Here is a 26,993-nt window from a genome sequence, read left to right as displayed (position 1 = left end):
GGACGACAAGCGGTTGAATCGTAAGCGGTATGTGCTCTTCCTGGCCCTGGGGCTGCTCCACTGCCTGTTGGCGGGGCCTACCCTTGCGGTCATAGGCACCGCCGACGGGCCGGAGGTTCGCCTCCCGGTGTCGCCTCCGTCCGCGCAGCCGCAAGCCGTCCGCCAGATCCGCATGGAGGCGGCGCAGCCCGTGCGCGTGCCGCCCCCTCCCGGCATCAGCACAAGCGTCGACATTCCGACGCCCTCGCTGGCCGAGCCGCCGGTCTTCGCCGAGAACCTGCTTCTCGGGCACGACGTCGCCCAGCGCGGGCCAGGCCTGGCCGGGAACGGCCCGGAAGTGCGCATGGGCGTCAGCCCGCCGGGCGCGGAGGCATCGCTGCTTCCGCCGCCGCCGCCCACTTTCGCCGTGGAGCAGGAGCTTGGTCCGGACCAGTGGAAGCTCTCAGCCGACCGCATCGAAGGCCAGCACGACAGCGAATACATCCAGGCCGTGGGCAACGTGTTGCTGGTCAAAGGCCTGAACACGCTCAAGGCCGATTTCATGCGCTATTATCAGGCCAGCCGCTGGGTCGTGCTCAAGGGCAACGTGCGCGTGGCCTGGGAAGGCGACATCCTGGAGGCCGAAGAGGCCGAGTTCGACCTGTCCAACATGCTCGGCTGGCTCAAGCGCGGCAAGGTCTTCGTGGGCAAGCCGCACATCTATTTTCAGAGCGAGACCATCCGCAAATATGGCGCGTCGAGCTACCGTTTCCAGAACGCCAAGGTCACCGGTTGCGACGGCGACAAGCCCGCCTGGGCGATCACCGCCGAAGAGGGCGACATCAACATCGACGGCCGCACCAAGCTCTGGCATACGCGCTTCAACGTGAAGGACACCCCTGTGGCCTACCTGCCGTTCATGTCGTTGCCCGGTGGCGCCAGGCGGCAGAGCGGCTTTCTCGTGCCGGATATTTCCTACAGCAAACGGCGCGGGGTGTCGGTGAACCAGCCCTACTACCAGGTGCTCGACGACGAGCGCGATTTGACGTTCTTCGAGAACGCCATGAGCAGTCGGGGCTTCATGCAGGGCCTGGAATACCGCCACACGGAAAATCTGGACACCAAGGGCGACTGGCGCTTTGACATCCTGAATGACCGCAAGACCGCCGCGAACTCGAGCCAGGAGGAACTCTACCTCCAGGGCGACGGGCTGACGCGCCCGAACTCCAACCGCTGGTGGCTGCGCAGCAAGTTCAACGGTTTCGTCAAGGACCCGGCCTGGCAGGTCAAGCTGGATCTGGACATGGTCAGCGACCAGAACTACCTGCGCGAGTTCGGCGGCGGACTCTCGGGCTTCGACGCAAGCCGCAAAACGTTTTTGCGGGAATTCGGCCGCGACATCGACGTGGCCGACTCCCTCACCCGCAGCAGCACGGCCTACCTGTCCCGCAGTTGGGACCGCTACGGCGTGGTCGGCAAGACGGTCTGGACCCAGAACCTGGCCTACATGAACGGCAACAATTCGGCCAAGGCCAACCCCACGACCCAGACCATCCCGGAGATTCACGCCTTCGCCTTCAAGGACTCCATACCCGGCACGCCGCTGGAATGGGAGGGCTCCGGCCGTTTCGACTATTTCTGGCGCAAGTACGGTACGCGGGGCTTCCGTACGGACGTCCACCCCACGGTGAGCCTGCCCCTGGCGGCCGGGCCGGTGACGGTGATCCCGAGCATCGGCCTGCGCACCACGTCTTACGGAGTGGGAGGGTACACCAACGAGCCACCCGCCACCACGAACAACAAGTCCCCGCACAGAACCTACATGGAGCTTGGGTTCTCAGCCTTCACGGAGATGAGCCGCGTGTTTACGCTGAACAACCCCCTGGAGGCCAAGGCGGAGAATGTGGGTAAAAGCGAGTGGGGCGCCGTGCGCCACAGCGTGGCCCCAAGACTGGAATTCGCCTACATCCCCGCTCCCCAGTCCCAGAACCGGCTGCCCTCCTTTGACGCCCTGGACCGCATCCAGCGCAAGAACACCATCACCTATTCTCTGACCAACGTGCTGGACCGCAGGCGCACCAGCGTCGTGGCCGCGCCCAACGGCAATGCGACCATCCCGGTGGCGGCCACGGACTACCTGGACTTCCTCCGCCTGCGCCTGGAGCAGTCCTTCGACCGTGACGAGGCCGCGCGCAAGGATGCGCTGGGCACCTATGCCCGCAGGCCGTATTCGGACATCATGGTCGAGGCCGCCGTGACCCCGCAGAAGTATGTCACCTTGACTTCAAAGACCTTCTACTCGCCCTACCTGGGGCGCCCCACCGAGCATGAGCACATGCTTACCCTGAGCAAGGAAAAGCTGGGCGAGATGCGGTTCGGGTACGATTACCTCTATCCGCTGGACGAGTACAAGCGGCAGCGCACCAAGGACGTCCAGGCCCTGCGCCTCGGAGTGGACGTGGAACTGACCGACAAGCTCAAGTTCACCTCGGACTACCGCATGGACATCGCGGGGAATGCGGACCTGGAAAAGACCGTCGGCCTTACCTGGACCGACCAGTGCTACAACGTGCAGCTGCTTTTCAGCCGCAAGCCCTCCGACCAGAGTCTGGAACTGCGCTTCAACCTGCTTGATTTCGGCAAGCCCTAAAGGCATGCTCGCGCGCATGACGCGCAAAGCCATCACCCTCCTGCCAGAGATACTGCGAAACCAGATCGCCGCCGGCGAGGTGGTGGAACGTCCGGCCAGCGTGCTCAAGGAACTGGTCGAGAACAGCCTTGACGCTGGCGCAGCCCGGGTCGATGTGACGCTTGAAGGCGGCGGCGTGGCCCGCATGGTAGTGCAGGACGACGGCGCGGGCATTCCCCCGGCGGAGCTCTCCCTGGCCGTCACCCGGCACGCCACGAGCAAGCTCGCCAGCGTTTCCGAACTTTTCTCCGTCACCAGCTACGGCTTCCGCGGCGAGGCCCTGCCGAGCATCGCCTCGGTGTCGCACCTGACGCTGACCTCCCGCGTGCAGGATGAGCCGGAGGCCGCGCGCCTCGACGTGGAGTGCGGCGCGGTGCTCTCCGAAGGTCCGGCGGCTTTGGCCGCGGGCACCCGCGTGGAAATGCGCCGCCTTTTCGCCAGCACCCCGGCCCGGCTCAAGTTCCTGCGCACCGAGGCCACCGAGGCCAAGCGCTGCCAGGAAGTCCTCATGCGCATGGCGCTGGCCAGGCCGGACGTGGCCTTCTCCCTGACTCTCGGCGGGCGCGAGGTCTTCCGCCTGCCAGGCGGGCAGACGCTCCAGGCGCGCCTGAGCCAGTTCTGGCCCCCGGCGGTGCTGGAGGGCCTGGTCGAGTTCTCGCGTGAGCACGGCGAACTCAGGGCGCGTGGAATGGCCGGACGGCCTTCCCACGCCCAGAACCGGCCCGACCGCATGCTGTTCTACGTCAACGGGCGACCTGTGCAGGACCGCCTGCTGGCCCGCGCCGCCCGCGACTCCTACAAGGGCCGCATCCTTTCCGGCGAGCATCCCCAGGTGGTGCTGTTTCTCGATCTGCCACCGGAAGAGGTCGACGTGAACGTGCACCCGGCCAAGCAGGAGGTGCGTTTCCGCGACGAGGGCGCGGTTTTCGCCCTGGTGCGCCTGGCCCTGGCCCCTGCCGCCGGGGCCGATGCCCTCGCCGAACAGAGCGCGTCCTACAGCTCTTCCATCCGTTCCGGCGGTTCTTACGGCTCCCAGGCCTGGACGCCGCCGCCTTCCGGGGCCGCGGCCGGGTCGTCGGCCGACCGCGCGGAGAGCCGGGGTGCCGCTCCCCTGGGCGACAAGCCGGGCATGCTGCGCGGCTGGCAGGCTTTCTCCAACCCCGAACGCGAGCGCGTGGTGCCGCTGCCCCTGGCCCCACGCCAACGCTCGCCTGAGCCGACGTCCTCCCCGGGACTTGCGCCCGGGCCCGGTCCGGCCCACCTCTCGGCCGGTCCAGAGCCGAGGCCCTTGTCTCAGGGCGGGCTTGAGTACCTGGGCCAGATCGCTGATACGTATCTGGTACTGCGCCAGGGAGGGGGCAAGCTCGTCCTGGTGGATCAGCACGCGGCCCATGAGCGCGTGATCCTTGAAAACATGCGCCGGGCGCGCAGCGGCGGAGACTCCCAGCCCCTGGCCCTGCCGCTGGAACTCACCCTGCATCCGTCCGAGGCCGCGCGCGCGCAGGAACTCTGGGACGAACTGCGGTCCTGCGGGTTCCTGCTGGAGATGTCCGGCGCGGGCAAGCTTTCCGTGCGCGGCGTGCCGCCCAGCCTGCCTGCGGGGAAGGCCGCCGAGTTCCTGCGCGACGCCCTGGCCGACCGCACCGGCGGGCTGGCGGAACTGTGGACCATGCTCTCCTGCAAGTCGGCCATCAAGGCCGGGCAGCCCCTGGCCGTGGACGAGGCCCTGAGCCTGCTGGAGGTCTGGCTGGACACTCCGGACCGTGACTTTTGTCCGCACGGCAGGCCTGTCGCCGTGGCCTTTGGAGCGGCAGACCTGGAACGCCTGTTCAAACGGAAGTGAAATACGTATTTTTGTGCCGTAGCGCGGTATAGAGGCCTACGCATCTTGCGCGGGAGCCAAAACTCTGCCAAAGAACGCACGGCGCTTCCTCTACCCTCTGAGATTTGTGCGTTCAGGAGTCTTTCGTCCCATGACCATAGCCTTCAACAAGCTTGAGGTCCGAGTCCGTCTGGCGGCGATCCGGGCCAACTACCGCCTTTTGTGCAGCCGTGGCAGCCGCGTCATCGGCGTCATCAAGGCCGACGCGTACGGCCACGGCCTGACCGAGGTCGCCAGCGCGCTGGCCCAGGAAGGCTGCGACACCTTCGCCGTGGGAACGGTGGAGGAGGGCGCGGCTCTTCGCCAGCACCTGACGGCAAAAGGCCTGAAGAGCCGCATCATGGTGCTTTTGGGGCCCCTTGAGCCCGAAGACTATCCGCTGCTCTGGGAGCATTCGCTCCTGCCGCTCATCGGCAGCTTCCGGCAGCTGGAGGCCCTGGCCCGCCAGGCCGCGCGCGTGGGCAAGGGGCTGGACATGAGCCTCAAGTTCGACACCGGCATGGCCCGCCTGGGCTTCGCCGTGGAGGACCTGCCGAGGCTGTTGGACCGCCTGCGCGAGGCCCCGCTGGTGCGCCCGGTCATGGTCAGCTCGCACCTGGCCACCGCCGACCAGCCCGAGTCCGTGGACTACCTCATGGGGCAGGCCGAGCGCTTCACCTTCATCCTTTCGACCCTGACCAAGGCCGGCTTGAGCGTGGAGGCCAACCTGGCCAACTCCGCGGGCATCCTGGGGCACCCCACGCTGCACCACCAGAGCCAGCGCGCGGGCATCGCCCTGTACGGGGCCAACCCTTTCGGCGGCACCTCCTGGGACCACCTGGGGCGCGGACTGACCCCGGCCATGACCGTGCGCACGCGCATCGCCTCGGTGCATTCCTTGCCAAGAGGCTGCTGCATCAGCTACGGTTGCACCTACACGGCGGAGCGCGACATGCGCGTGGCCATCGTCGCCGCGGGCTACGCGGACGCCTACAGCCGCAGCCTCACCGGCAAGAGCGCGCAGATGCTCATCGCCGGCCGCCGCGCGCCTGTCATCGGGCGGGTCTGCATGCAGCTCACGGCCTGCGATGTCACGGACATCCCCGATGCCCGGCCCGGCGAGTGGGCGACCCTGCTTGGCGGCGAAGGCCCCCTGGCCATCAGCCCCGAGGAATTGGCCTCGTGGTGGGGCACCATTTCCTATGAAGTCTTCTGCCTGCTGGGCTTGAACCGGCGGGTCTACATCTAGGCCAGGGAGGCCGACCATGAGCGACGAGTGGATTCAAGCCGAGAGCGTTCCGGTGGACGAGGCCGACCCCAAGGCCCTGCTGCGCAAGTGGGCCAATGTGGCCGAGGACATGGCGCTCATCCCTGAGCTCAACGTGCGCATGCGCGTGGAGGCGGGCATGTTCGTCGTCGACGTGAGCCCCGAGCTCTACGACGTGTTCCATTAGCCCCTTCCGCACTTTTTTTCTTCTGATTTCTCCCGAGGTTTGACAACCCTGGCGCGGGCCAAGTATCCTGTGCGCAGTCCGTAGAAAATGGAGCTGTGCATGGGGGATGTGGCGTTGTGGTCAGGTTTCGCGCTCGCGGTGGTTCTTGCCGCCGTGGGCGGCTTCGCGCTGGGCCGCTTCGGCTGGCCCCGGCCAAAGCCAGCCGCGCCCGTGGTCGCCTCGCCCCAGGCCCTCATGGCTGAGCTGATACGCCACGCCGCGCCTCTGGACCTGCTGTCCGGCAATGCTGGCGAACCCCAGGCCCGCTGCCTGCCCAAGAGCATCGGCCCGGACGGCCTTGTCTGCGACCTGCTGGACAGCGCCGGATCCCTGGAGCTGCGTCCCGGCTTGGCCTTGACCTGCTACTTCGCCCCGATGCGCCGGGGGGGGGCCAGGGTGAACTCCTTCCAGACCGAGGTGGTGGCGGTCCACAGCTCGCTTGAGTTGCCGCAGGTGGTGCTGCGGCCCCCGCTGTTGCTGGAGGCAGTGTCGCGCCGCAGGCACGCCCGCAAGCGCGTCAGCGACCCGCGCTTCGTGCACGTGCGCCTTTGGGCCGCGGACGCCGAGACCAGCCGCCTGTTCTTCCCCGAGGCCGCGCCGGACATCTGGATCAACGCCTACGACGGGCAGAACGGCGGCGAGAACGCCGTCACCGATATTTCTCCCGGCGGGCTGGCCATGGAGCTGCGCGCCGCCCTGGTGCCGCCCGGGCTGGAACCCGGCAGCCCGGTGGTGCTCAAATGTTCCCTGTTCCAGTTCAAGGAGAAGCAGTTCAAACACTACTGGTACGCCGGTCTTGTGCGGGGCATCAGCGCCCCGGACGAGAAGACCCGGCGCATAGCAGTCGGTTTCACCGCCGTGGGCGCACTGGACGGTGCCGCGACCCAGGGCGTTCGGTGGACCGAACGCATATTGAACGAAACGCAAGGAGGCAGTGCATGAAGGTTTTGGCAATCAACGGCAGCGCTAGGCTCAACGGCAACACCGCCATCATGCTCAACACGGCCCTGGCGGAGCTTTCGAGCGAGGGCTTCGAGACGGAGCTGGTGCAGCTTGGCCCCAAGGGGCTGCAGGGCTGCATCGCCTGCTACAAGTGCTTTGAAAACAAGGACAAGCGCTGCGCTGTGGATGACGACAAGATGAACAGCTACATCGAGAAGATGCTCGCTGCCGACGGCATCCTGCTTGGCTCGCCCACCTATTTCGCCGATGTTACCACCAACATGAAGGCCCTCATGGACCGCTCGGGCATGGTCGCCCGCGCCAACGAGGACATGCTCCAGCGCAAGGCCGGAGCCGCCGTTGTCACCGCGCGCCGGGGCGGGGCCATCCACACCTTCGACACCCTGAACCACTTCTTCTTCATCGGCCAGATGGTCGTGCCCGGCTCCAGCTACTGGAACATGGGCTTTGGCCGCGAGCCCGGACAGGTCAACGGCGACGACGAGGCCATTGCCACAATGCGCACCCTGGGCAAGAACATGGCCTGGCTGCTCAAGAAAATCGCGGGCTAGCCGTGGACATGTCGATGCTCCCCGCACTGCTGGCGGGACTTGCGCTGGGTGCGGGCCTTGTCTTTGTGCTGCTGCGCGCCCGCGCCGCCGCTGACTGCGCCGCCCTGCGCGCCGAGGCTGAGGCCGCACTGTCCCAGGCCCGGTTTGCCGAGGCCGGATTGGCCGAGCGCTTGCGCGGGGCCGAGGAGCGCCTGGCGTCCCTCGGCTGCGACCTGGACGCCGCCCAGGGCGAGGCGAAGTCCCTGCGCGAGGACCTGCTGGCCGAGACAAGCCGCCGCGCCAGCGCCGAGGCCAAGGCCGACGAGCTGTCCGCGCGCCTGCCCTCCCTGGAAGCGCGCCTGAGCGCTCAGAACGAGGAGCTCTCCGCCCTCAAGGTGCGCGAGGGCGACCTCGTGGCGCGCATGGAGGAGGAGCGCAAGGCGGCAACGGAAAAGCAGGCCCTGCTGGAAGACCTCCAGGCCAAGCTGCAGGACACCTTCAAGGCCTTGTCCGCCAACGCCCTCAAGGACAACAACGCCAACTTCGTGGAGCTGGCCAAGGCCCACCTGTCGAGCTTCCAGGAAGCCGCCAAGGGCGACCTCGAGCTGCGCCAGAAGAACATCGAGGGCCTGGTGAAGCCCATCAAGGAATCCCTCACCCTGGTCGACGCGCGAATCCAGGAAATGGAAAAGAGCCGCCAGAACGCCTACGTTGAGCTCTCCCAGCAGGTGAAGTTCCTGGCCTCGGACCAGGTGGACCTGAAGAAGGAGACCAAGAAGCTCGTCGACGCCCTCCGGCGGCCCACCGTTCGCGGCCGCTGGGGCGAGATGCAGCTCCGGCGCGTGGTGGAGCTTGCGGGCATGGTGAACTACTGCGACTTCTCCGAGCAGACGTCGGTCACCACGGAGGACGGCCGCCTGCGGCCCGACATGATCGTGCGCCTGCCCGGCGGCAAGAACGTCGTGGTCGACGCCAAGGCCCCGCTGGAAGCCTATCTGAACGCTTACGAGTCCCAGGACGAGGACGCGCGCAGGCAGAACATGCTCTCCCACGCCCGGCAGATCCGCGACCACATGGCCAAGCTGGGCCAGAAAAGCTACTGCGAGCACCTGAAGCCCACCCCGGAATTCGTGGTCATGTTCCTGCCCGGGGAAATTTTCTTCAGCTCCGCCCTGGAGTTCGACCCCTCGCTCATCGAGGTCGGGGTGAAACAGAACGTCATCGTGGCCTCGCCCACCACGCTCATCGCGCTGCTCAAGGCCGTGTCCTACGGCTGGCAGCAGGAAAAGGTCGCCGAGAGCGCGCAGCAGGTCAGCGAGCTGGGCCGCGAACTCTACAAGCGCATCGTCACCCTGGCAGAGCACTTCGCCCGCGTGGGCAAGGGCCTCACCGGCGCGGTCGACGCCTACAACAAGACCGTCAGCTCGCTCGAATCGCGGGTGCTCGTTCAGGCCCGGCGCTTCAAGGAACTGGCCGCCGCGCCCGAGAAAGACCTGCCTGTGCTCGACCCGCTCGAAGTCAGCGCCCGCGAAATCGCGGCGGGCGAGGAGTAGGGGTGGGGGAGGGCTCCCCTCCCGCCGCCGTTTCACCGCCAAACGAGCAGCAACCCTAGCTTAAGGTCGTCGCGTTGATCGGGCGCTGGGCAGCGCCCCCGGCTACGCTCTCGGCGTTGCCGAGGCGATGAACGCCGGGTTCTTCAGGTCCGGCTTGTTCACGGCCAGGCGCGGGCCGGGCTGCCCGTCCACGAGTTCCAGCACGCTGCCGCCAGCGCCCTCGAGCACGGCCTGCCCGGCGGCGGAGTCCCATTCGCGCATGCCGGTGTTCAGGCGCGGGTACAGGTCGGCCTTGCCCTCGGCCACCAGGCAGAACTTCAGCGCGCTGCCCGCGGTGACCCGCTCGCGAACGTTTATCGACGCAAGGTACTGGTCGGTTTCGGGCGAGGGGTGGGAGCGGCTGGCCAGCACGGTGAGGCCCGCCGGGTCGGGGTGGCGCACGCTGATCGGCGTCCAGGCGCCGCCGTTTTCACGCAGGAAGGCGCCCAGGCCCAGGCCGCCCACATACGTCTTGCCCCACACGGGCACATGCACGGCTCCCAGCGCCGGGTAGCCGTCCTCGGCCAGGGCGATGCACACGCAGAACTCGCCCAGAGCCTTCACGAACTCCTTGGTGCCGTCCAGCGGGTCCACGATGAACAGGCGCTTCCAGCGTTGGCGCTTTTCGGCGGGGATGGCCGCGCCTTCTTCCGAGAGCACCGGCACGCCGGGAAATTTCTCCGCCAGGCCGCGCAGGATGGTCTCGTGCGAGGCCAGGTCGGCGCGGGTCAGCGGCGAGTGGTCTTCCTTGTACTCCACCCGGAAGCCGGCCTCGCGCACCTTCATGATGGCCCGGCCTGCGGTCTCGGCGATGTCGGCCAGGACCGCGAGGTCAGGGGTCGGGGCGTTCGTCTCGGCGTGCTCGGCGGTGAGGCGGAGGGTTCCGGCCTGGCCTGTCAACGCGGTGACGAGCGCGGCGCGGTCCACGTCCTGCCCGTTGAGCGTGAAGGAGGCCGTCGCCAGGGCGTCGGGGTCTGCCGCGAGCAGTTCGGCCAGTCGGCCCGCGCGCAGTTCCACTCCCTGCTCGAGCACTGCCGCCAGGCATTCAATGGCCACTGTGTTGAAAAGCTTGAGCGTGACGGGCAGGAGCGCGGTCGAGGCGGCCTCGTCTTCGTGGGCGATGCCGTGGGCGATGCCCTCGCGGAACACGCCCACCGGGCTGCCCCGGCGCATGGCGATGCCCGCCACGCCTGGCAGGGCTCCGGCCAGGGCCAGGGTGCAGCCCGCCACCGCGTGGTCGGCGTCGATGTCGTCCACGGGCGAGCCGTCGAGGAACACGGTCTGCACGCGCTCCTCCACGCACGTGGGGCAGAACCCCAGGTCCTGGATCATGGTCTGACGCAGGCTGATGCCGGGCCGCAGGCCGATGCCGACCCCTTCGCGCAGGATGGGGGTCAGGGCCAGCAGAGATTCTCGGCTCGCCGTGACCGTGAGGTTGTGTGCTCCGGGCATTGGGCCTCCGTGACTATGTCACTATTGATATATGTCATGAGTGATACAACAGCCAAATATGTTTGACTTTTCGCTTCCCATACGTATCTTCAGCTGAGCCTCTCGCTTAGTCAAGGCCGCGCGCCTTCGCAACCATAAACACAGGAGCGACAACATGTCGAAGATACTGCGCATCAACACCCGCACCAAGGAATTCAAGTTCGAGGAACTGGGCAAATACCTGGGCCTGGGCGGTCGCGCCCTGACCTCCCGCATCGTGCTGGACGAAGTCCCGGCCACGGCCCACGCTCTTTCCGCCGCCAACAAGCTGGTGGCCGCCGCTGGCGTCCTGACCGGCACCATCGTCGCCAACTCAGGCCGCATTTCCCTGGGCGCCAAGTCGCCCCTCACCGGCACCATCAAGGAGAGCAACTCCGGCGGCCAGTTCGCCCAGAAGCTCGCCAAGCTGGGCATCCTGGCCATCGTGCTGGAGGACAAGCCCGAGGAAGGCGCCGGCTTCACCAACATCATCATCACCAAGGACGGCGTCAAGTTCGAGGCCGCCAGCGAGATGGAAGGCCTTGGCACCTACGCCTGCATGGACAAGATCCTGGCCAAGTTCGGGTCCAAGATCGGCGCCATGCTCATCGGCCCCGGCGGCGAGACCTGCCGCATGGCCGCCTCTGTGCAGTTCTCCGACCCCGAGGGCCGTCCGTCCCGCGCGGCCGGACGCGGCGGCCTGGGCGCGGTCATGGGCTCCAAGAAGGTCAAGGCCATCGTTCTGGACGACGCCGGTTGCAGCATGGTCCCCGGCGTCGACGCCGAGAAGTTCAAGGCCGCGGGCAAGCGCTGGGTCGAGATCCTGAAGGGCCACCCGGTCACCAGCCAGGGCCTGCCGGGCTTCGGCACCGCCATCCTGGTGAACATCATCAACGAGGCGGGCGCCCTGCCCACCAAGAACTTCCGCGACGGCCGCTTCGAGCACGCCGCCGCCATCTCCGGCGAGGCCATCGCCGAGACCATCACCAAGCGCGGCGGCAAGGTCAAGCACGGCTGCCACACCGGCTGCATCATCCAGTGCTCCCAGGAGTACGTGGACAAGGCCGGCAAGTACCTGACCAGCGGCTTCGAGTACGAGACCGTGTGGGCGTTTGGCGCCAACACGCTGATCAAGGACCTGGACGACATCGCCGCCCTCGACCGCGCCTGCGACGACATGGGCCTTGATACCATCGAGCTCGGCAACACCATCGCCATGGCCATGGAAGGCGGCATCATCGCCTGGGGCGACGGCAAGGCCGCCGAGAAGCTCATCCGCAAGGTGGGCGACAAGTCCGACGCCATGGGCCGCATCATCGGCAACGGCACGGGCTTCGCCGCCCAGGCCTTCGGCGTGGACCGCGTGCCCGTGGTCAAGAACCAGGCCCTGCCCGCCTACGACCCCCGCAGCGTGAAGGGCGTGGGCGTGACCTACTGCACCACCACCCAGGGCGCGGACCACACCGCCGGCTACGCCGTGTGCCAGAACATCCTGAAGGTCGGCGGCGACGTGGCCCCCACGGGCAAGGCCGGCCAGATCGAGATCAGCAAGAACCTGCAGGTGGCCACCGCCGCCGTGGACGCCCTGGGCCTGTGCCTGTTCGTGGCCTTCGCCGTGCTGGACAACGCCGACGGCGTGCCCTGCATCGCGGACCTGGTGGCGGCCCTCACCGGCAAGCCCTACACCGTGGACGACGTGGTGAACCTGGGCATCAACACCCTGAAGGACGAGATCGCCTTCAACACCGCCGCTGGCTTCACCGCCAAGGACGACCAGCTGCCGGACTTCTTCAAGAACGAGCCGCTGCCGCCCCACGGCACCGTGTGGGACTTCACCGCCGAGGAAATGCAGGCCGCCAAGGTCTGCTAGACCAGATTAGACGGGAAACGCAGAAGGCCGGGGCTCCGATGGGGCTCCGGCCTTTTCGTTTGCGTTACGGATGCGCGCGGCTAGTTCAAATGCCCGAACCGGACCAGGTAATCGTGGTAATCCTTGACCTTCTCGGCCAGGGCGTGCTCGCCCAGCGCCCGGTGCACCGCCGCGAGCTCGGTGAGGCCCTGGGCCGTGGGGATGATGCTTAAGGAGCGCTTGGCCTCGGCCAGGGCGCGGGGCAGGTCGCCCGACAGGCGCAGGGTGCCCGCCCGCACGGCGATGAGCACCGGGTCGTCCGGGAAACGCGCAAGGGCTTCGCGCAAGATCACCTCGGCCCCATCGGTGTCGCAGCGCCGAGCCGCGTCCACGTAGGCCGTGAGGTAGCCCGGCTGGTCTTGCGCGATGCTCCGGCGCGGGTACGCGATGACTGCAGCCGGATCATCGCCCTTCAGCAGAGTCTTGAGTTTGTCTAGATATTTTGTGGCGCATCTGTCTTCCTCGGCCGGGGCATGGAGCTGGTTGTTGAAGCAGTCGATGGAGCGTTGGTATTCTGGTGCGTTGCAGTCCGAGCGGCCGCGCGCCATCTTCTCCTGGAACTCCTCCTGGGAGCGGTAGAAGTAGTGGTTGACGCGCACCTTGTCGTGGCACACGGGGCTGAAGGGTGCTGCGATGGGCATGCGGTCCGTGTTCACGGCGAAACAGCCCTGGCGGTAGGCAAAGCTGTGGGGCGACATGGGGTGCAGCGTGCAGGCCGGCTTCACTATGGACTTCACATGGACGTTCTGCGAATCGCTCAAGGGCAGCCGCGTTGTGTAGTTCTCGATCATCAGTCCGTGGGGGCGTTTCATGTGCCCGCCGGAGCCGTACATGGCCCAGTTGATGACCAGCCCGGCGTAGTCCTCGTAGTCCGTGAGCAGATGGCGCAGATCGTCCGTTGCGTGCGGCACGATGTATTCATCAAGGTCGATGAAGCCCATCCATCGCGTCGTGTTGCCGAAATCGCGCAAGGCGTGCGCGTACGCGGTGGCCTGCATGTTCTGGCCCGGTATGTCCACAACGGTGAGGAATACGTCACGCATATAAGGCGCAAGGGTCTCCCGTATGGGCACGCTGCTTTCGTTGTCGTAGATGATGAAGGCTTCGACGCCCAGGATGGCGTGGTACACAAGCCATTCGCGCAGGTTTCGCGTCTCGTCCTTCGCGATGGCCACCAGGGTGAGGTAGTGCATGGCGGACCTCTGGTTCGGCTCGTGCTCTTGCGAGCGGAGCTGCGCGAAGGAGCGCAGACCGGCAAGGGGCCGATGTGCGCAGATGTGACAGAATCCTGGCGGCTTGTACAGAGGGGGGCGGAAAATGGATGGCATGAAGCGCTATTCCGCTTCCTGCGCCTCCAGCACCTTCAGTTCGTTGGTCAGCGGGTCGATGCGCCCGAACAGCACGGTCACGGCCATGCCGGGGTGGGCCTTTTCGCCCAGCATGTTGCGCGGCAGGCGCACCTGCAGTTGCAAGTCGGGCAGCGCCAGGGTGGGGTAGGGGCCGGTGTCATCCACCACCAGGGCCGGGAAGCTCTCGCGCTTGTGCTGGGCCAGGTACACGAGCTTCCAGTAGCGCGGGCGGAAGCGCTGGATCTGCCCCACCTCCTGGATGCGCGCCGAGAGCGTGGGGATCAGCGCTTCCAGTTCGGCCAGGCTCAGGCGCGGGGCGCCGGTGGCGAGGTAGTCCTGAATCTGGGCCATGTTCAGAAAGTCCACGTAGCGGCGGATGGGCGAGGTCAGCGTGGCATAGGCCTCGCAGGCTAGGGCCGCGTGGCGGCGCGGCGTGCATTCCAGCGCGGGCGGAGCCAGCAGCTTGACCACCCGGGCGATGTCCACGGGGTCGTTGAACACGCCGGTGGCGCTGGGGGGCAGGGCGATGTTCTGGGTACGGTGCAGCAGCGGCACGCCGACCTCGCCAGCCCAGCGCGCCAGCCCGCAGTTGGCCAGGATCATAAATTCGCTGACGAGCAGCTCCGCGTCCGGGCAGCCTGCGCGGGTCTCGATGCATACGCGCACGTCGCCGGGCTCGCCCTCCAGGCTCACCACGGGTTCGGGCCGGTCGATGACCACGGCCCCGCGTTCCAGGCGGCGGTCGAGCAGCAGCCGAGCCAGGCGCATGGCCAGGCTCAGGTGCGCGTCGGAATCCGCGTCCAGGGTGGCCTGGGCGTCGGGGTAGGCGATGTTGCGCGTGACGGTGATCCAGGCCAGGCGCGGGGTGGTATCGAGCACCTCGCCGCGCTCGTCGAGCAGAAACTCGGCCACCAGGGCGGGCTTGGGCTGGCCCTCGGCCAGGCTGAAATGGCCGGTGCCCAGGCTCTCGGGCATCATGTGGCCGGAGCCTTCGGGCAGGTACAGGCTGGTGACGCGGTTCATGACCTCGCGGTCGAGCCTGCCGCCGAAGTCCCAGGCCAGCGTGGGCCGGGCCAGGGCGATGGCGCAGCGGAAGCCTTCGCCTCCGCCGGGCAGCTCGGCCCGGGCCACGAAGAAGGCGTCGTCGATGTCGCGCGTTGTGGCCGCGTCGATGCTCACAAAAGGCGTGGGGTCGAGCCCGCCGTCTTTGGCGGCGCTGGCGGCGAGGTCGTCGAAGCGCTTCAACTGCTCGAAGATCTCGTCCGCGAATTCGGCGGACCACTCGTCGCCCCAGGCGTACCCGGCCTCGTCCAGCAGATGATTGTGGTGCGGCGGCAGCAGGCCCCAGGCCTGGGCCAACTGCAACGGCAGGTGCGGCACGTCGGGCAGGGATTTCTTGAGGCTCTCCCAGAACTTGGCCAGGGCGTCGTGCTCGCTGCTTGAGGCGGAGCGCCCGGCCACCTGGGCCAGCAGCACGGCGTGCAGGCGCTTCAGCACCTCGTCGTCGGGAATGCGGGCCTCGGGCAGGTCGCGCGTGCCGGGGGGCAGCGGCGGCTGGCCGGACTTGATGCGGTTCCACAGCCCGGTGAGCAGGGCGTGCCCGGCGTTGACCACGCTCTCGCGTTCCTTGGCCTCGCGTTCCTGGGCCAGCCTGGCCTCGACCTTGTCCGCCGGGTGGATCTCGAAGTCCGGCGGGTTGAACTTGAAATGCGTCTTGGCGCCGAGCAGCGCCCGGCCCAGCGCGGCCAGCTCGTTGACGCCCGGCTCCTGCCAGAGCAGCGTGGCGAACCATTCGACGGGCGCGCGCTCAAGCTCGCCCTGGGCCATGTCCCAGAGCTCCAGCGGGTTCAGCTCGGCCATGATCTCGCGGCGGCGGGTCTCCAGGGCCTCCAGGCGGTGGCTGATCTCCTCTCGGGTGGCCCCGGCGGGATATTCTGGCCCGGTCCAGGGCAGCAGGCGCGAGTCCGGCAGTTTGACCTCGCGGCGGGTGCGGGTCAGCAGGCGCAGGCGTCCGCCGGATTCCTCCAGGACCCAGGCGATGTGCGCCTCGTTGTCCTGGAGAAATTCGACGACCGAGCCCGGCTTGAGAAAGCCGGAAAGCTTGGGGGGGTTCGACATCAGATCCTGCGGCCTAGTGCTTAAACGACCGCTGGCCGGTGAAGACCATGGCCACCTGGGGGCTGGCCTCGTTCACCGCGCGGATGACTTCATAATCGCGCAGGGAACCGCCGGGCTGGGCGATGGCGGTGACGCCCTGGGCAAGGCACAGGTCCACGCCGTCGCGGAAGGGGAAGAACCCGTCGCTGACGAGCGCAGAGCCGGGCAGGCCGCCCCTCGCCTCGTCGGAGCGCCTGCGGATGTCGGCCAGGATCTCGGCCTTGGCCGCATCGGCGCGGGCGGCCAGCATCAGCTCGTAGATGGAGCAGTTCTGCTCCTTGAACGAGAGCAGGTCGGCATACTTGGTGCGGGCCTTGGTGATGGTCAAATCCACGCAGCCCACGCGGTCCTGCTCGCCGGTGCCGATGGCCGTGGTGACGCCGTCGCGCACGAAGATCACCGAGTTGGAGCTGACCCCGGCCTCGATGGACCAGGCGAAGATGAGGTCCTGCATCTCGCTCGCGGTGGGCTTGCGCGAGGTGTAGGTCACGCCGTCCTTTTCCGCCGTGGCGGGCAGGAAGTCCGAGGCCTCGCGGATGCGGCTCTGGAAGGAGCTCTGCAGCACCAGCCCGCCGTCGAACAGGCTCTTGATGTCAAGGAACGGCGAGCGGGCCAGCTCGTCGAGTCTGGCGATGCCGGGGATCTTCAGGATGCGCAGGTTCTTTCTCGCCTTCAGGATGTCCACCACGCCGGGCTCGAACTCGGGCGCGGCCACCACCTCGAAATAGAAGGAGTTGATGAGCTCGGCGGCTTCCTTGGTCAGAGGGCGGTTGACCACCACGGCCCCGCCGAAGGCGGCGATTCGGTCGGCCCAGAAGGCGCGGCTCACTGCCTCGGCGATGCCCAGGTCGGTCCAGGCGGCGCCGCAGGGATTGTTGTGCTTGAGGATGACGGCGGCCGGGCGGGCGGTGAGGTATTGCAGGATGTTCAGCCCGTTGTCCACGTCGGTCAGGTTGGTCTTGCCGGGGTGCTTGCCGGCCTGGAGCATGTGCTCCTCGGTGAGGGCCGAGACGAGCCCCTGGCCGGGCGCGCGGAAGGCCACGCCGTCCAGGATAAGCTCGCCGCCAACTTGCTCGTACAGGGCCGCGGGCTGGTCCGGGTTCTCGCCGTAGCGCAGGCCGCGCACTTCACCGCCGATATTCCAGGTGCGCTTCTTGTAGACCAGTTCCTGGCTGCCGATCTGCAAGCGCAGGTCGTCGGGGAAGTGGTCGCGCAGCAGGGTGGTATACATCTTTTTCAGTTCGCTCATGGCCGCATCCTTGTTTTCGTGTAACGTCCTGTGCGCGCTCGCGCATCCGGCAACGGACCAGTTAGCACAGCCGACCCCGGCGGGCAATGCGCCAGATCAGCCATTGGCGAGTGCCGGGAATTCTGATAGCAAGCCTCCACACGCCGCGTTCGCGGCCCACGGAGGTTCACAACAATGGCCGAGTCATATCTGGAAAACGCCCTTGCCAAGCTGGCCCGGCAGATCGTCGCCTTTGACGAGGCCTCCCTCATGGACCTGTGGGAGAAGTACGCGGAGATCGTTCGCCGCTTCGAGCCCACCAGGCGCTGGGAGGAAGCCGCGCTGATCTTCGGCGTCATCCAGTCGGTGCGCATGAAGAATCAGCTCTTCAACTACAATCTGGCGGCTTCGCGCTCCGGCGTGCCCGGTCCCGGGCTCGACCTGGGCATGCTGAACCTGACCGCGCCGGAAGGCCGTCCCGGGCAGGCCGCCTCGTCCTCGTCCGAACCCGACCAGTCGTCGGCTCCGGCCGCCCCCAAGGCTCCGGCCCGCTCCTCAGCGCGCCAGGGCAAGCCGAAGGCCGGAAAGCTCATCCCGCTTCGGCCCGACCTGGTGGACTAGCCCCTTGATCGCGTAGGCGAAGTAGCGCACCTTATCCACGAATTCCACGGCCTCGAAACCTCGGCACACACCATGCCGGGTGTCTTTGGCCACGTCCTCTCGGGCCAGGGCGGGCAGCACCCTGCGCACGGCGACCCAGCCCGGCAGGCCCGGCAGGCCCTTGCCGGCGAGGCTGATGGCGTCCTCCACGTGTCCCTGGCCAACGTTGAAGGCCGCCAGGCCGAGCAGCATGGCGTCGTCGCGGCTGTAGCCCTGTTCAAGAAAGTGGCCGCGCAGCATGTCCAGGTAGCGGGCTCCGGCGGTGATGACCTCGTCGTCGTTGCCTGGATCGGTGACGCCCAGGCGTTCCCTGGTGTCTCCGGTGAGCTGCATGATCCCGCGCACGCCCGTGGCGCTCACGGCGGCCGGGTCGAAGTGCGATTCCTGGTGGATCACCGCAGTGAGCAGGATGGGGTCAAGCTTCCACTTGCGGGCGGCCTTGGCGATGGTGCCGGCGTGGGGCGGCACATAGAGCGCCAGGGTGCGGCGCAGTATCTCCATCTCGAAGGGGTCCGGATCCTCGGGCAGAAAACCCATGGTGCGCTCTCGCAGGGCGGGCAGGGTGCCGTCAGAGGCCAACTGCTTCCAGAAGCTGCGCATGGCCTTGTCGAGCTTGGGCACGTCGGTGCGCCAGACGAAGCGGTACCCGGCCTCTCGGCCTGTGGGGGCCACGTCGCGCACCTCGGGCAGGAAGGGCAGCAGCAGATGCAGGGCATCCAGCGGCAGGGCCGGGGCGAGCACCGGGTCTTGGGAGAAGGATGCGGCCACGCGCAACAGTTCGTCCATGGCGGGCCGAATGTTGCCGTTCGGCAGGTAGCCCTCGTCCCAGTCAACCGCGTAGATGGGCTGGCGGTCGTATTCCGGGCCAAAGGCCACGCGGGGCTTCTTGTCCGCGTCAAGGCTGTCGCGGCGTTCGGCCTCGGTGGGGGCCACGCCAAGGGCCAGGCCGATCTGGGCCTTGCCCTGCTCGACCATCTCCAGGGCTTCCTCAGGGGTGCGCGTCAGCAGCAGGCGCACCTCCACTCCATTGTTGAGCATGCGGAAACGTTCCAGCAGCTCCTGCTCCGGGCTGATGCCGGAGGTGTCGGACATGCGCGCCTGCATGGGGGCCGCCACGATCAGGGTCTTCGGCAGGGGAAGCGTCCTGATGTAGTGGAGCACAAGCCCGAACAGGGCGAGGGACAAGAGGCCCATGATGATGTGCTCGCGCCTGAATTGGCGCGCCCATCTGGGGGCATTGTCCGGGGCAATTGTTGACATGTGTCGATTCCTCTTTTACGAAAATCATCCGCTTGCGCAAAAAATTCGTCACGCGTGGACGGGGCAAGTAGCCATAAGGAGCCTTCATGTCAAATATCGTGGTCTTCGGGTCCCAGTGGGGCGACGAAGGCAAGGGCAAGATCGTGGATATGCTGGCTGCGGATTCTGCAGCCATTGTGCGCTTCCAGGGGGGAAACAACGCGGGTCACACCCTTGTGGTGGGCGGAGAGAAGTGCATTCTGCACCTCATCCCCTCGGGCATTCTGCACCCGGGGAAAATCTGTCTCATCGGCAACGGTGTGGTGCTGGACCCCGAGGTCTTCCTGCGCGAGATCGACACGCTGGCTGCCAAGGGCCTGGACGTGTCCCCAGCCAGGCTCATGGTCAGCAAGAAGGCCCACGTGATTATGTCTTATCACCGGGCATTGGATTCGGCAAGGGAAGGTTCGCGTTCCAAGGGCTCCAAGATCGGCACCACGGGCCGGGGCATCGGCCCCTGCTACGAGGACAAGATGCACCGCTGCGGCATTCGCGCCGCGGATCTGGCCGACCCGGAACTCCTGCGCGAGAAGATTAAAAGCGCCCTGGAGGAGAAGAACGTTCTCTTCGCCAAGCTCTACGACTGCGAGCCCATGGACCCCGAACAGGTGTTCCAGGAGCTTCTGCCCTTCGCCCAGCGCCTGAGCCCCTACCTGGGCGACGTGTCCACGGCCATCGAACAGGCCGTGGCCGACGGCGGCACCGTGCTGTTCGAGGGCGCCCAGGGCACGCACCTGGACATCGACCACGGCACCTATCCCTTTGTCACCTCGTCCACCACGGTGTCGGGCAACGCGGCCTCCGGCTCGGGCTGCTCGCCGCGCATGCTTGAGCGCATCATCGCCATCGTCAAGGCCTACACCACCCGCGTGGGCGGCGGCCCCTTCGCCACCGAGCTTCTGGACGCCACCGGCGACTACCTGCAGGAAAAGGGCGGGGAGTTCGGCGCCACCACGGGCCGCAAGCGCCGCTGCGGCTGGCTGGACATGGTCGTCCTGCGCGAGAGCGCGCGCCTGAACGGCCCCACCGAGATGGCCGTGACCAAGCTCGACGTGCTCTCCGGACTGAAGGAACTGAAGATTTGCGTGGAGTACGAGTACCGGGGCGAGCGGATCAAGTATCCGCCCCAGGAGCAGAACGGCATGGCTTACGTCACGCCGGTGTACGAGACCATGCCCGGCTGGACCGAGGACATCACGGGCGTGACCTCCTTTGCGGGGCTGCCCAAGGCCGCGAGAGCCTATTTGGAGCGCATGGAGCAGCTCTCCGGCGTTCCCATCGGGCTGATTTCCGTCGGCCCGGACCGCAGCCAGACCTTCACCCGCTAGTTAAGGCGGCCAGCCCGGCCCGCAGCCGTCGCCTCGGCCTTTCCGGGGCGACAGGCCGGGCGCGCCTACTGGATGTGGCCCATATGGGGCTTGATGCCCCAGCAGTCCGCGGGAATCGGCAGGCAGACGCTCTTCTCGGAGAGGTCGGCGCAGAGGATCAGCCCGCCTGTGGCCTCGTTCCAGAACACGTGGTCGAGGAACAGGGCCAGGGCTCGTGAAATCGGCAGCTCTTCCGCCGCCATGCCGCTGACGCGGCGCAGCACCAGGGTGGCCGCCTGGCGAACCAGCGCCAGGCCCGCCGCGGAAATGGCGACGTCTTCGTAATCCAGTTCGTGCAGGCTGTCCTGGGTCTGGCCCAGGGCCTCCAACACCTGATCTCGCACGGGCTGTCTGCCGGCTTCTGGCATGGTGGCCTCCTTCGAGCCCCGGCGGGGCTCCATGGCCGAAGCTGCTGCACCTTGCGTGCCAGGGCATTTTTGCCCAGGCCGCGTGCCCCTCTTCCGCTCCTCCCGTGTTCCGTGTAGCATGGGCGCAACCGTTGCCTCGGCGTCCCTCTGGCGCTCCCGGCGGCGCCCCCAAGGAGACTTCATGCGGCGAACCAGCGGTGTGCTTTTGCACCTCACCTCCCTGCCTTCACGCTATGGCATCGGCGACTTGGGGCCGGAGGCCCTGCGCTTTGCGGAATTTTTGACCATGGCCGGGCAGAGCCGCTGGCAGATGCTGCCCATCGCGCCCACGGCCTCCAGCCTGGGCAACTCGCCGTACTCCAGCTTCTCGGCCTTTGCGGGCAACACGCTGTGCATCAGCCCCGATGGCCTGTGCGACGACGGTCTGTTGACGCGCCGGGAACTCTCCACCTTTGCGCTGCCGGAGCAGGACCGGGTCGACTTCCAGGCCGTGGAGCGCACCAAGGGCGCCATGCTGCGCCAGGTCTTCGAGCGCAGGCTGGAGGCGGGCGGCCTGGAAAGCGAGCCCGCCTTTGCCGAATTCCAGGTCCACAACTGCTCCTGGCTGCCGGACTACGCCCTGTTCATGGCCCTCAAGGACTATTTCGGCGGCGCGCCCTGGACCGCCTGGCCCGAGGACATCCGCCTGCGCCGCGAGGAGGCCCTCAAGCGCTACGGCACCCTGCTGCACCGCGAGATCGTGTTCTTCGAGTTCTGCCAGTGGCTGTTCTTCCGGCAGTGGGGCCGCCTGCGCTTCGAACTCGCCAAGCTTGACGTGGAAGTGGTGGGTGACGTGCCCATCTACGTGACCCACGACTCCGCCGACGTCTGGGCCAACACGCAGCTGTTCAAGCTGGACAAGGACGGCATGCCCATCTTCGTGGCCGGGGTGCCGCCGGATTATTTCAGCGAGACCGGCCAGCGCTGGGGCAACCCCGTGTTCGACTGGGATGCCTGCAAGGCCCAGGGTTTTGCCTGGTGGATCAGCCGCATGCGGCACAACTTCGGGCTGTTCGACCTGGTGCGCCTGGACCACTTCCGCGGGTTCGCCGGGTACTGGGAGATTGCCGCCGAGGAGAAGACCGCCATTAACGGCGAGTGGGTTCCGGCCCTGGGCCGTGAGATGCTCACCGCGCTCCTTGAGGCCCACGGGCACCTGCCCCTCATCGCCGAGGACCTCGGCGTCATCACCGACGACGTCATCGCCCTGAAGGAGCATTTCGGCCTGCCGGGCATGAAGATCCTGCAGTTCGCCTTCGGGCCGCACACGCCGACCTGTCCGGACGCCCCGCACAACCACGAACAGAACTGCGTGGTCTACACCGGCACCCACGACAACAACACCACACGCGGCTGGTTCGAGTCCGGCGAGGCCGGGCCCGGACTGCGTCGGGTGCTGGCGCGCTACCTGGGCCGCAAAATCACCGCTGGCAACGTGGTGCGCGAGTTCATCCGCCTGGCGCTAGCAAGCCCGGCCAGGGACGCCGTGATTCCCGCCCAGGACCTGCTCGACCTGGACGCCGGCCACCGCATGAACATCCCCGGCACCACCAAGGGCAACTGGGGCTGGCGGCTGCCCCAGGACCGGCTGTGCCTGTGCGCCTTTGGCCGGGCGCTGGCCGAGGACCTGCGCGGCCTGTGCGAGCTCTTCGGCCGCTCGGCCATGACCGACGCTGGCGGCGAGCCGGTGGAGAAGACAACGACGTAGGCGCGTTTTTTTCGCCCGCGCGTGTTGACAGCGCGCCCTTGGTGTTTATCTTCCCCATGCCTGAAACGCCCCGCGCCAAGTGCGGGGCGCTTTTTAGTCAACAGGCGCCCGTCCGCCGGACTTCGGCGCACGCTGGCGCACAACAACACACACACCCCTGTGGAGGACCGAAGCGATGAAGTTGAAGCCCCTCAATGACCGTGTTCTGGTGAAACGTCTGGAGTCCGAAGAAGTGACCGCCGGCGGCATCATCATCCCCGACAGCGCCAAAGAAAAGCCCCAGCGCGGCAAAGTCATCGCCGCCGGCCCCGGCAAGCTGGACGAATCCGGCAAGCTCGTGAAGATGGCCGTGAAGGCTGGCGACATGGTGCTGTTCACCAAGTACGCGGGCACGGAGATCAAGGTTGACGGCGAAGAGCACCTGGTGCTGCGCGAGGAAGACATCCTCGCCATCGTCGAGAAATAGGCCCTTCGGACCCCCTTCGGGGGTTTCACAGGGTTCAGCCCCGCACAAACATAACCCGCCGCATGGCACAAATTTTTAAGGAGCACACACCATGGCCAAAGAGATCATTTTTGACGCCAAAGCGCGTGAGAAGCTGAAGCTTGGCATCGACAAGCTGGCTAACGCCGTGAAAGTCACCCTCGGTCCCAAGGGCCGCAACGTGGTCATCGACCGCAGCTTCGGCTCCCCGCTGATCACCAAGGACGGCGTCTCCGTGGCCAAGGAGATCGACCTCGAGGACAAGTTCGAGAACATGGGCGCCCAGATGGTCAAGGAAGTGGCTTCCAAGACCTCCGACGTGGCTGGCGACGGCACCACCACCGCCACCATCCTGGCCCAGGGCATCTTCTCCGAGGGCGTGAAGCTTGTGGCCGCCGGCCGCAACCCCATGGCCATCAAGCGCGGCATCGACAAGGCCGTGGAGGCCATCGTGGCCGAGCTTGAGAAGCTCACCAAGCCCACCCGCGACCAGAAAGAGATCGCCCAGGTCGGCACCATTTCCGCCAACAACGACCCCACCATCGGCAACATCATCGCCGAGGCCATGAGCAAGGTCGGCAAGGAAGGCGTCATCACGGTCGAGGAGGCCAAGGGCCTGCAGACCGAACTGGACGTTGTGGAAGGCATGAAGTTCGACCGCGGCTATCTGTCGCCGTACTTCGTCACCAACCCGGACAAGATGACCTGCGAAGTCGAAGACGCGCTTATCCTCATCAGCGAGAAGAAGATCTCCTCCATGAAGGACATGCTGCCCGTGCTGGAGCAGGTGGCCAAGATGAGCAAGCCGCTCGTCATCATCGCCGAGGACATCGAGGGCGAGGCCCTGGCCACCCTGGTGGTCAACAAGCTGCGCGGCACCCTGAACGTCACCGCCGTCAAGGCTCCCGGCTTTGGCGACCGCCGCAAGGCCATGCTGCAGGACATCGCCATCCTGACCGGCGGCACCTGCGTGTCCGAGGACATGGGCGTGCGCCTGGAGTCCCTGACCGTGGCCGAGCTGGGCCAGGCCAAGCGCATCGTCATCGACAAGGAGTCCACCACCATCGTGGACGGCAAGGGCAAAAAGGCCGACATCACCGCCCGGGTGAAGCAGATCCGCAACGAGATCGCCGAATCCTCCTCCAGCTATGACCAGGAGAAGCTTCAGGAGCGCCTGGCCAAGATCGTGGGCGGCGTCGCCGTCATCCACGTGGGCGCGGCCACCGAAACCGAGATGAAGGAGAAGAAGGCGCGCGTCGAGGACGCCCTGAACGCCACCCGCGCGGCTGTCGAGGAAGGCATCGTCCCCGGCGGCGGCGTGGCCCTCGTGCGCAGCCAGAAGGCGCTCGACAAGGTCAAGTGCGTTGACGACGACGAGCTGGCCGGCGTGAACATCATCCGCCGCGCCATCGAGGTGCCCCTGCGCTCCATCGCCCAGAACGCGGGCGTCGAGGGCTCCATCGTGGTCGAGAAGGTCAAGGCCGGCAAGGACGGCTACGGCTACAACGCCGGCACCGGCGTCTACGAGGACCTGATCAAGGCTGGCGTCATCGATCCCAAGAAGGTGACCCGCATCGCCCTGCAGAACGCCGCCTCCGTGGCCGGCCTGCTCTTGACCACCGAGTGCGCCATCGCCGAGAAGCCGGAGCCCAAGGGCGCGGCTGGCGGCGGCATGCCCGGCGGCGGCATGGGTGGCATGGGTGGCATGGGCGGCATGGGCGGCATGGGCGGCATGTACTAGCCAGCTCCCGATTCAGCCAAATGACAAGGCCGGAGTCCGCAAGGGCTTCGGCCTTTTTTTGGGTCAAGCTTTACATTCTCCACAAAAATGCTCTAGATTCAGTTGGGCTTGTCGAGTATTGTAGTGAGCAGGGGGCGGTACCCATTGGCCCCAAGCAACCTGAGGCGCGCTCGCATGCAGAAACGTCACCACATCGTCTTGGTTGGCCTAGTTTGGACCATCGTTGTAGGCCTGTCCTGCTGGATGGCCATTGTGGGCGACAGAGAGGGGGTGGTGGAGCAGATTCACATGCTTGCGCGCACCGCCGTCGAAAAGGATCTCACCTATCGGCGTTGGAACGCCCTGCGCGGCGGGGTGTATGTGGCGGTGAGCGAAGTCAACCAGCCCAATCCCTATCTCGACGTCCCCGACCGCGACGTGCGCACGGACAAGGGCAAGCTCCTGACCTTGATCAATCCGGCCTACATGACCCGCCAGGTGCATGAGCTGCAAGGCGACAGCAACGGCCTCCAGGGGCATATCACCAGCCTGAACCCCATCCGCCCGGGCAACGCCCCGGACCCCTGGGAGCGCGAGTGCTTGCGCGCCTTTGAACGCGGCGAGACAGAGATATTCTCTCGTGAGAATCGCGGCGGGGCGGAGTACTTTCGGCTCATGCGTCCGCTTTATACGGAGAAAAGCTGTCTCAAGTGCCACGGCAAGCAAGGCTACAAGGAAGGGGAGTTGCGCGGCGGCCTGAGCGTCAGCGTCCCCATGGGGGCGCAGCTGAAGGCCTTCCGGCGGCACGCCTGGACGATTTTCGGGGCGCATGTCGGCATCTGGGTTACCGGCCTTGCAGGCATCGTCGTCGGTGGGAACTGGCTGCGGCGCAGCCTGCGTGAGGCCGAGGAGTCGCGCAGGGCGGCGGAGAACGCCAGCCAGTCCAAGAGCGAGTTCTTGGCCAACATGAGCCACGAGATCCGCACGCCCCTGAACGGGGTGCTGGGCATGCTGCAGCTCCTGCGCGACAAGAACACGCCGGAGGAACAGGCCAGCTACGTGGACATGGCCTACGACTCGGGCCGCAGGCTTTTGTCCCTGCTGAACGATATCCTTGATTTTTCGCGCATGGAGGCCGGTGGGCTCTCCCTGCACAACGAGCCTTTCTCCCTGCGTGAAACGCTCGAAACCGTCGGCAACCTGTTCCGGGTCACCTGCGCGGACAAGCGACTGTCCATTGAGTTCAGGGTGGATCCGAGCGTTCCGGAGCTGCTGCTGGGTGACGAGGCGCGGCTCAGACAAGTGCTGTTCAATCTGGTGGGCAACGCCGTGAAGTTCACCTCGGCAGGGCACGTGCGCGTCACGGCCAGTGCTCAGCCCGAGGTGTCGCGGCTCGGCGCGGACCAGCCCGGCGCATCACAGTCCGACGCGGGGCAGATCGAACGGGTCAGGCTCCATCTGGCGGTGGCCGATACCGGGATAGGCATCCCGGCCGACAAGCTTGAGCGAATATTTGACCGCTTCACCCAGGCCGACGGCTCCCATACCCGCAAATTCGAGGGCGCTGGGCTCGGCCTGGCCATAGTGCGGCGCATTGTCGAGCTCATGCAGGGGCACATCGAAGTGCAAAGCGTGGTGGGAACGGGCACGACCTTCCAAGTCGAACTGCCCTTGGGCTCGATTGTCCCCAGCTTGTCGCGGCCGGACCACGGCGACCACCTGGGTGCGCACGAGCAGGCGGAGCGCCTGCGCATCCTGCTGGTGGAGGACGAGCCCGTGAGCAAGCTCTCCACACAGCTCTTGCTGTCGCGCCTGGGGCATGAGGTCGTCACGGCGGTCAACGGGTTTGAGGCCGTGGCCATGCACCGCAGCGGCAATTTCGACTGCGTGCTCATGGACGTGCAGATGCCGGAGATGGACGGAGTGGAGGCCACCCACGTCATCCGCAGCCTGGAGAAGATGGAGAAGCGCCCGCGCGTGCCCATCATCGCGCTCACCGCCTATGCCATGAGCGGCGACCGGGAGCGCTTCCTGGCCGAGGGCATGGACGATCACGTCGGCAAGCCGGTCCAGATCGAGGATCTGCAGCGGGTGCTGCGGAAGTATGGCCCGTCCAGCCGGGCCTGAG

20 protein-coding genes are annotated in these 26,993 nt (G+C 66.7%); 14 read left to right on the top strand and 6 right to left on the bottom strand.

Translation table 11 applies throughout. The features are described from left to right. Positions 1–13: 13 nt before the first annotated feature. From lptD to rmuC, 7 genes are all read left to right on the top strand, one after another. Positions 14–2,629 carry an LPS-assembly protein LptD gene (gene lptD, locus RDU24_RS07400; protein WP_308735116.1) on the top strand — a complete coding sequence of 872 codons (2,616 nt, stop codon included), beginning with the start codon at positions 14–16 and terminating at the stop codon, positions 2,627–2,629. A gap of 16 nt (positions 2,630–2,645) precedes the next feature. After that, positions 2,646–4,511, top strand: coding sequence for a DNA mismatch repair endonuclease MutL (gene mutL, locus RDU24_RS07395; RefSeq protein WP_308735115.1), 1,866 nt, complete (start codon positions 2,646–2,648; stop codon positions 4,509–4,511). A gap of 130 nt (positions 4,512–4,641) precedes the next feature. Beyond that, positions 4,642–5,778, top strand: a complete 1,137-nt coding sequence (alr, locus tag RDU24_RS07390; RefSeq protein WP_308735114.1) for an alanine racemase — start codon at positions 4,642–4,644, stop codon at positions 5,776–5,778. Between the two features lie 16 nt (positions 5,779–5,794). Next, complete coding sequence (locus tag RDU24_RS07385) at positions 5,795–5,983, top strand: hypothetical protein (protein WP_308735113.1); 189 nt, start codon at positions 5,795–5,797, stop codon at positions 5,981–5,983. 99 nt (positions 5,984–6,082) lie between these two features. Next, positions 6,083–6,964 (top strand): hypothetical protein, encoded by an 882-nt coding sequence (locus RDU24_RS07380; RefSeq protein WP_308735112.1) that lies wholly within the window; start codon positions 6,083–6,085, stop codon positions 6,962–6,964. Beyond that, complete coding sequence (locus tag RDU24_RS07375) at positions 6,961–7,536, top strand: flavodoxin family protein (RefSeq protein ID WP_308735111.1); 576 nt, start codon at positions 6,961–6,963, stop codon at positions 7,534–7,536. Before RDU24_RS07380 ends, RDU24_RS07375 begins: the two co-directional genes overlap by 4 nt. A gap of 14 nt (positions 7,537–7,550) precedes the next feature. After that, complete coding sequence (rmuC, locus tag RDU24_RS07370) at positions 7,551–9,068, top strand: DNA recombination protein RmuC (RefSeq protein ID WP_308735110.1); 1,518 nt, start codon at positions 7,551–7,553, stop codon at positions 9,066–9,068. Positions 9,069–9,170: 102 nt separating this feature from the next. Here the strand turns inward: rmuC and cysQ are convergent, their stop codons facing one another. Then, on the bottom strand, positions 9,171–10,559 hold the full coding sequence (gene cysQ, locus RDU24_RS07365; protein WP_308735109.1) for a 3'(2'),5'-bisphosphate nucleotidase CysQ: 1,389 nt from the start codon (positions 10,557–10,559) through the stop codon (positions 9,171–9,173). A gap of 154 nt (positions 10,560–10,713) precedes the next feature. Here cysQ and RDU24_RS07360 point away from each other — a divergent pair, with 154 nt between their 5' ends. Next, positions 10,714–12,447, top strand: coding sequence for an aldehyde ferredoxin oxidoreductase family protein (locus RDU24_RS07360; protein WP_308735108.1), 1,734 nt, complete (start codon positions 10,714–10,716; stop codon positions 12,445–12,447). Positions 12,448–12,527: 80 nt separating this feature from the next. Here RDU24_RS07360 and RDU24_RS07355 read toward each other — a convergent pair whose 3' ends face one another. The 3 genes from RDU24_RS07355 to RDU24_RS07345 form a co-directional block, all read right to left on the bottom strand. After that, the gene (locus tag RDU24_RS07355; protein WP_308735107.1) at positions 12,528–13,679 is read right to left on the bottom strand and encodes a glycosyltransferase family 92 protein; all 1,152 of its coding nucleotides are present in this window, start codon (positions 13,677–13,679) and stop codon (positions 12,528–12,530) included. A gap of 141 nt (positions 13,680–13,820) precedes the next feature. Then, positions 13,821–15,953: a ribonuclease catalytic domain-containing protein gene (locus tag RDU24_RS07350; RefSeq protein ID WP_308735106.1), complete on the bottom strand. Its 2,133-nt coding sequence runs from the start codon at positions 15,951–15,953 to the stop codon at positions 13,821–13,823. A gap of 13 nt (positions 15,954–15,966) precedes the next feature. Beyond that, positions 15,967–17,241, bottom strand: a complete 1,275-nt coding sequence (locus tag RDU24_RS07345; RefSeq protein ID WP_308735105.1) for an IMP cyclohydrolase — start codon at positions 17,239–17,241, stop codon at positions 15,967–15,969. A 174-nt stretch (positions 17,242–17,415) separates the two neighbouring features. Between RDU24_RS07345 and RDU24_RS07340 the strand changes: the two genes are divergently transcribed. Continuing rightward, complete coding sequence (locus RDU24_RS07340; RefSeq protein ID WP_308735104.1) at positions 17,416–17,841, top strand: hypothetical protein; 426 nt, start codon at positions 17,416–17,418, stop codon at positions 17,839–17,841. Here the strand turns inward: RDU24_RS07340 and RDU24_RS07335 are convergent. Beyond that, the gene (locus RDU24_RS07335; RefSeq protein WP_308735103.1) at positions 17,776–19,140 is read right to left on the bottom strand and encodes a transglycosylase SLT domain-containing protein; all 1,365 of its coding nucleotides are present in this window, start codon (positions 19,138–19,140) and stop codon (positions 17,776–17,778) included. The two genes, RDU24_RS07340 and RDU24_RS07335, sit on opposite strands and share 66 nt — an antisense overlap. An 86-nt stretch (positions 19,141–19,226) precedes the next feature. On the opposite strand from RDU24_RS07335, the gene RDU24_RS07330 reads away from it, so the two are divergent. Next, complete coding sequence (locus RDU24_RS07330) at positions 19,227–20,507, top strand: adenylosuccinate synthase (RefSeq protein ID WP_308735102.1); 1,281 nt, start codon at positions 19,227–19,229, stop codon at positions 20,505–20,507. A gap of 65 nt (positions 20,508–20,572) precedes the next feature. Here RDU24_RS07330 and RDU24_RS07325 read toward each other — a convergent pair whose 3' ends face one another. Then, positions 20,573–20,914, bottom strand: a complete 342-nt coding sequence (locus RDU24_RS07325) for a hypothetical protein (RefSeq protein WP_308735101.1) — start codon at positions 20,912–20,914, stop codon at positions 20,573–20,575. 181 nt (positions 20,915–21,095) lie between these two features. Between RDU24_RS07325 and malQ the strand changes: the two genes are divergently transcribed. From malQ to RDU24_RS07305, 4 genes are all read left to right on the top strand, one after another. Beyond that, positions 21,096–22,661: a 4-alpha-glucanotransferase gene (gene malQ, locus RDU24_RS07320; protein ID WP_308735100.1), complete on the top strand. Its 1,566-nt coding sequence runs from the start codon at positions 21,096–21,098 to the stop codon at positions 22,659–22,661. Between the two features lie 175 nt (positions 22,662–22,836). Continuing rightward, complete coding sequence (groES, locus tag RDU24_RS07315) at positions 22,837–23,127, top strand: co-chaperone GroES (RefSeq protein WP_308735099.1); 291 nt, start codon at positions 22,837–22,839, stop codon at positions 23,125–23,127. Positions 23,128–23,218: 91 nt separating this feature from the next. Next, a complete protein-coding gene (gene groL, locus RDU24_RS07310; protein ID WP_308735098.1) occupies positions 23,219–24,886 on the top strand; it encodes a chaperonin GroEL in 1,668 nt (555 codons plus the stop codon). A gap of 174 nt (positions 24,887–25,060) precedes the next feature. Continuing rightward, the gene (locus tag RDU24_RS07305) at positions 25,061–26,992 is read left to right on the top strand and encodes an ATP-binding protein (protein ID WP_308735097.1); all 1,932 of its coding nucleotides are present in this window, start codon (positions 25,061–25,063) and stop codon (positions 26,990–26,992) included. The last annotated feature ends 1 nt before the right edge of the window (position 26,993 follow it).

It is taken from the genome of Humidesulfovibrio sp. (genome assembly GCF_031082295.1).
GTDB lineage: Bacteria > Desulfobacterota > Desulfovibrionia > Desulfovibrionales > Desulfovibrionaceae > Humidesulfovibrio.
Note: the sequence above shows the minus strand (reverse complement) of the source record. Positions and strands in the feature narration are given on the sequence as shown.

Bases quoted from the DNA above. Each gene is read 5' to 3' on its own strand.
- mutL (WP_308735115.1), top strand. From the start codon at position 2,646: ATGACGCGCAAAGCCATCACCCTCCTGCCAGAGATACTGCGAAACCAG.
- alr (WP_308735114.1), top strand. From the start codon at position 4,642: ATGACCATAGCCTTCAACAAGCTTGAGGTCCGAGTCCGTCTGGCGGCG.
- RDU24_RS07385 (WP_308735113.1), top strand. From the start codon at position 5,795: ATGAGCGACGAGTGGATTCAAGCCGAGAGCGTTCCGGTGGACGAGGCC.
- RDU24_RS07380 (WP_308735112.1), top strand. From the start codon at position 6,083: ATGGGGGATGTGGCGTTGTGGTCAGGTTTCGCGCTCGCGGTGGTTCTT.
- RDU24_RS07375 (WP_308735111.1), top strand. From the start codon at position 6,961: ATGAAGGTTTTGGCAATCAACGGCAGCGCTAGGCTCAACGGCAACACC.
- rmuC (WP_308735110.1), top strand. From the start codon at position 7,551: ATGCTCCCCGCACTGCTGGCGGGACTTGCGCTGGGTGCGGGCCTTGTC.
- cysQ (WP_308735109.1), bottom strand. From the start codon at position 10,559: ATGCCCGGAGCACACAACCTCACGGTCACGGCGAGCCGAGAATCTCTG.
- RDU24_RS07360 (WP_308735108.1), top strand. From the start codon at position 10,714: ATGTCGAAGATACTGCGCATCAACACCCGCACCAAGGAATTCAAGTTC.
- RDU24_RS07355 (WP_308735107.1), bottom strand. From the start codon at position 13,679: ATGCACTACCTCACCCTGGTGGCCATCGCGAAGGACGAGACGCGAAAC.
- RDU24_RS07350 (WP_308735106.1), bottom strand. From the start codon at position 15,953: ATGTCGAACCCCCCCAAGCTTTCCGGCTTTCTCAAGCCGGGCTCGGTC.
- RDU24_RS07345 (WP_308735105.1), bottom strand. From the start codon at position 17,241: ATGAGCGAACTGAAAAAGATGTATACCACCCTGCTGCGCGACCACTTC.
- RDU24_RS07340 (WP_308735104.1), top strand. From the start codon at position 17,416: ATGGCCGAGTCATATCTGGAAAACGCCCTTGCCAAGCTGGCCCGGCAG.
- RDU24_RS07335 (WP_308735103.1), bottom strand. From the start codon at position 19,140: ATGTCAACAATTGCCCCGGACAATGCCCCCAGATGGGCGCGCCAATTC.
- RDU24_RS07330 (WP_308735102.1), top strand. From the start codon at position 19,227: ATGTCAAATATCGTGGTCTTCGGGTCCCAGTGGGGCGACGAAGGCAAG.
- RDU24_RS07325 (WP_308735101.1), bottom strand. From the start codon at position 20,914: ATGCCAGAAGCCGGCAGACAGCCCGTGCGAGATCAGGTGTTGGAGGCC.
- malQ (WP_308735100.1), top strand. From the start codon at position 21,096: ATGCGGCGAACCAGCGGTGTGCTTTTGCACCTCACCTCCCTGCCTTCA.
- groES (WP_308735099.1), top strand. From the start codon at position 22,837: ATGAAGTTGAAGCCCCTCAATGACCGTGTTCTGGTGAAACGTCTGGAG.
- groL (WP_308735098.1), top strand. From the start codon at position 23,219: ATGGCCAAAGAGATCATTTTTGACGCCAAAGCGCGTGAGAAGCTGAAG.
- RDU24_RS07305 (WP_308735097.1), top strand. From the start codon at position 25,061: ATGCAGAAACGTCACCACATCGTCTTGGTTGGCCTAGTTTGGACCATC.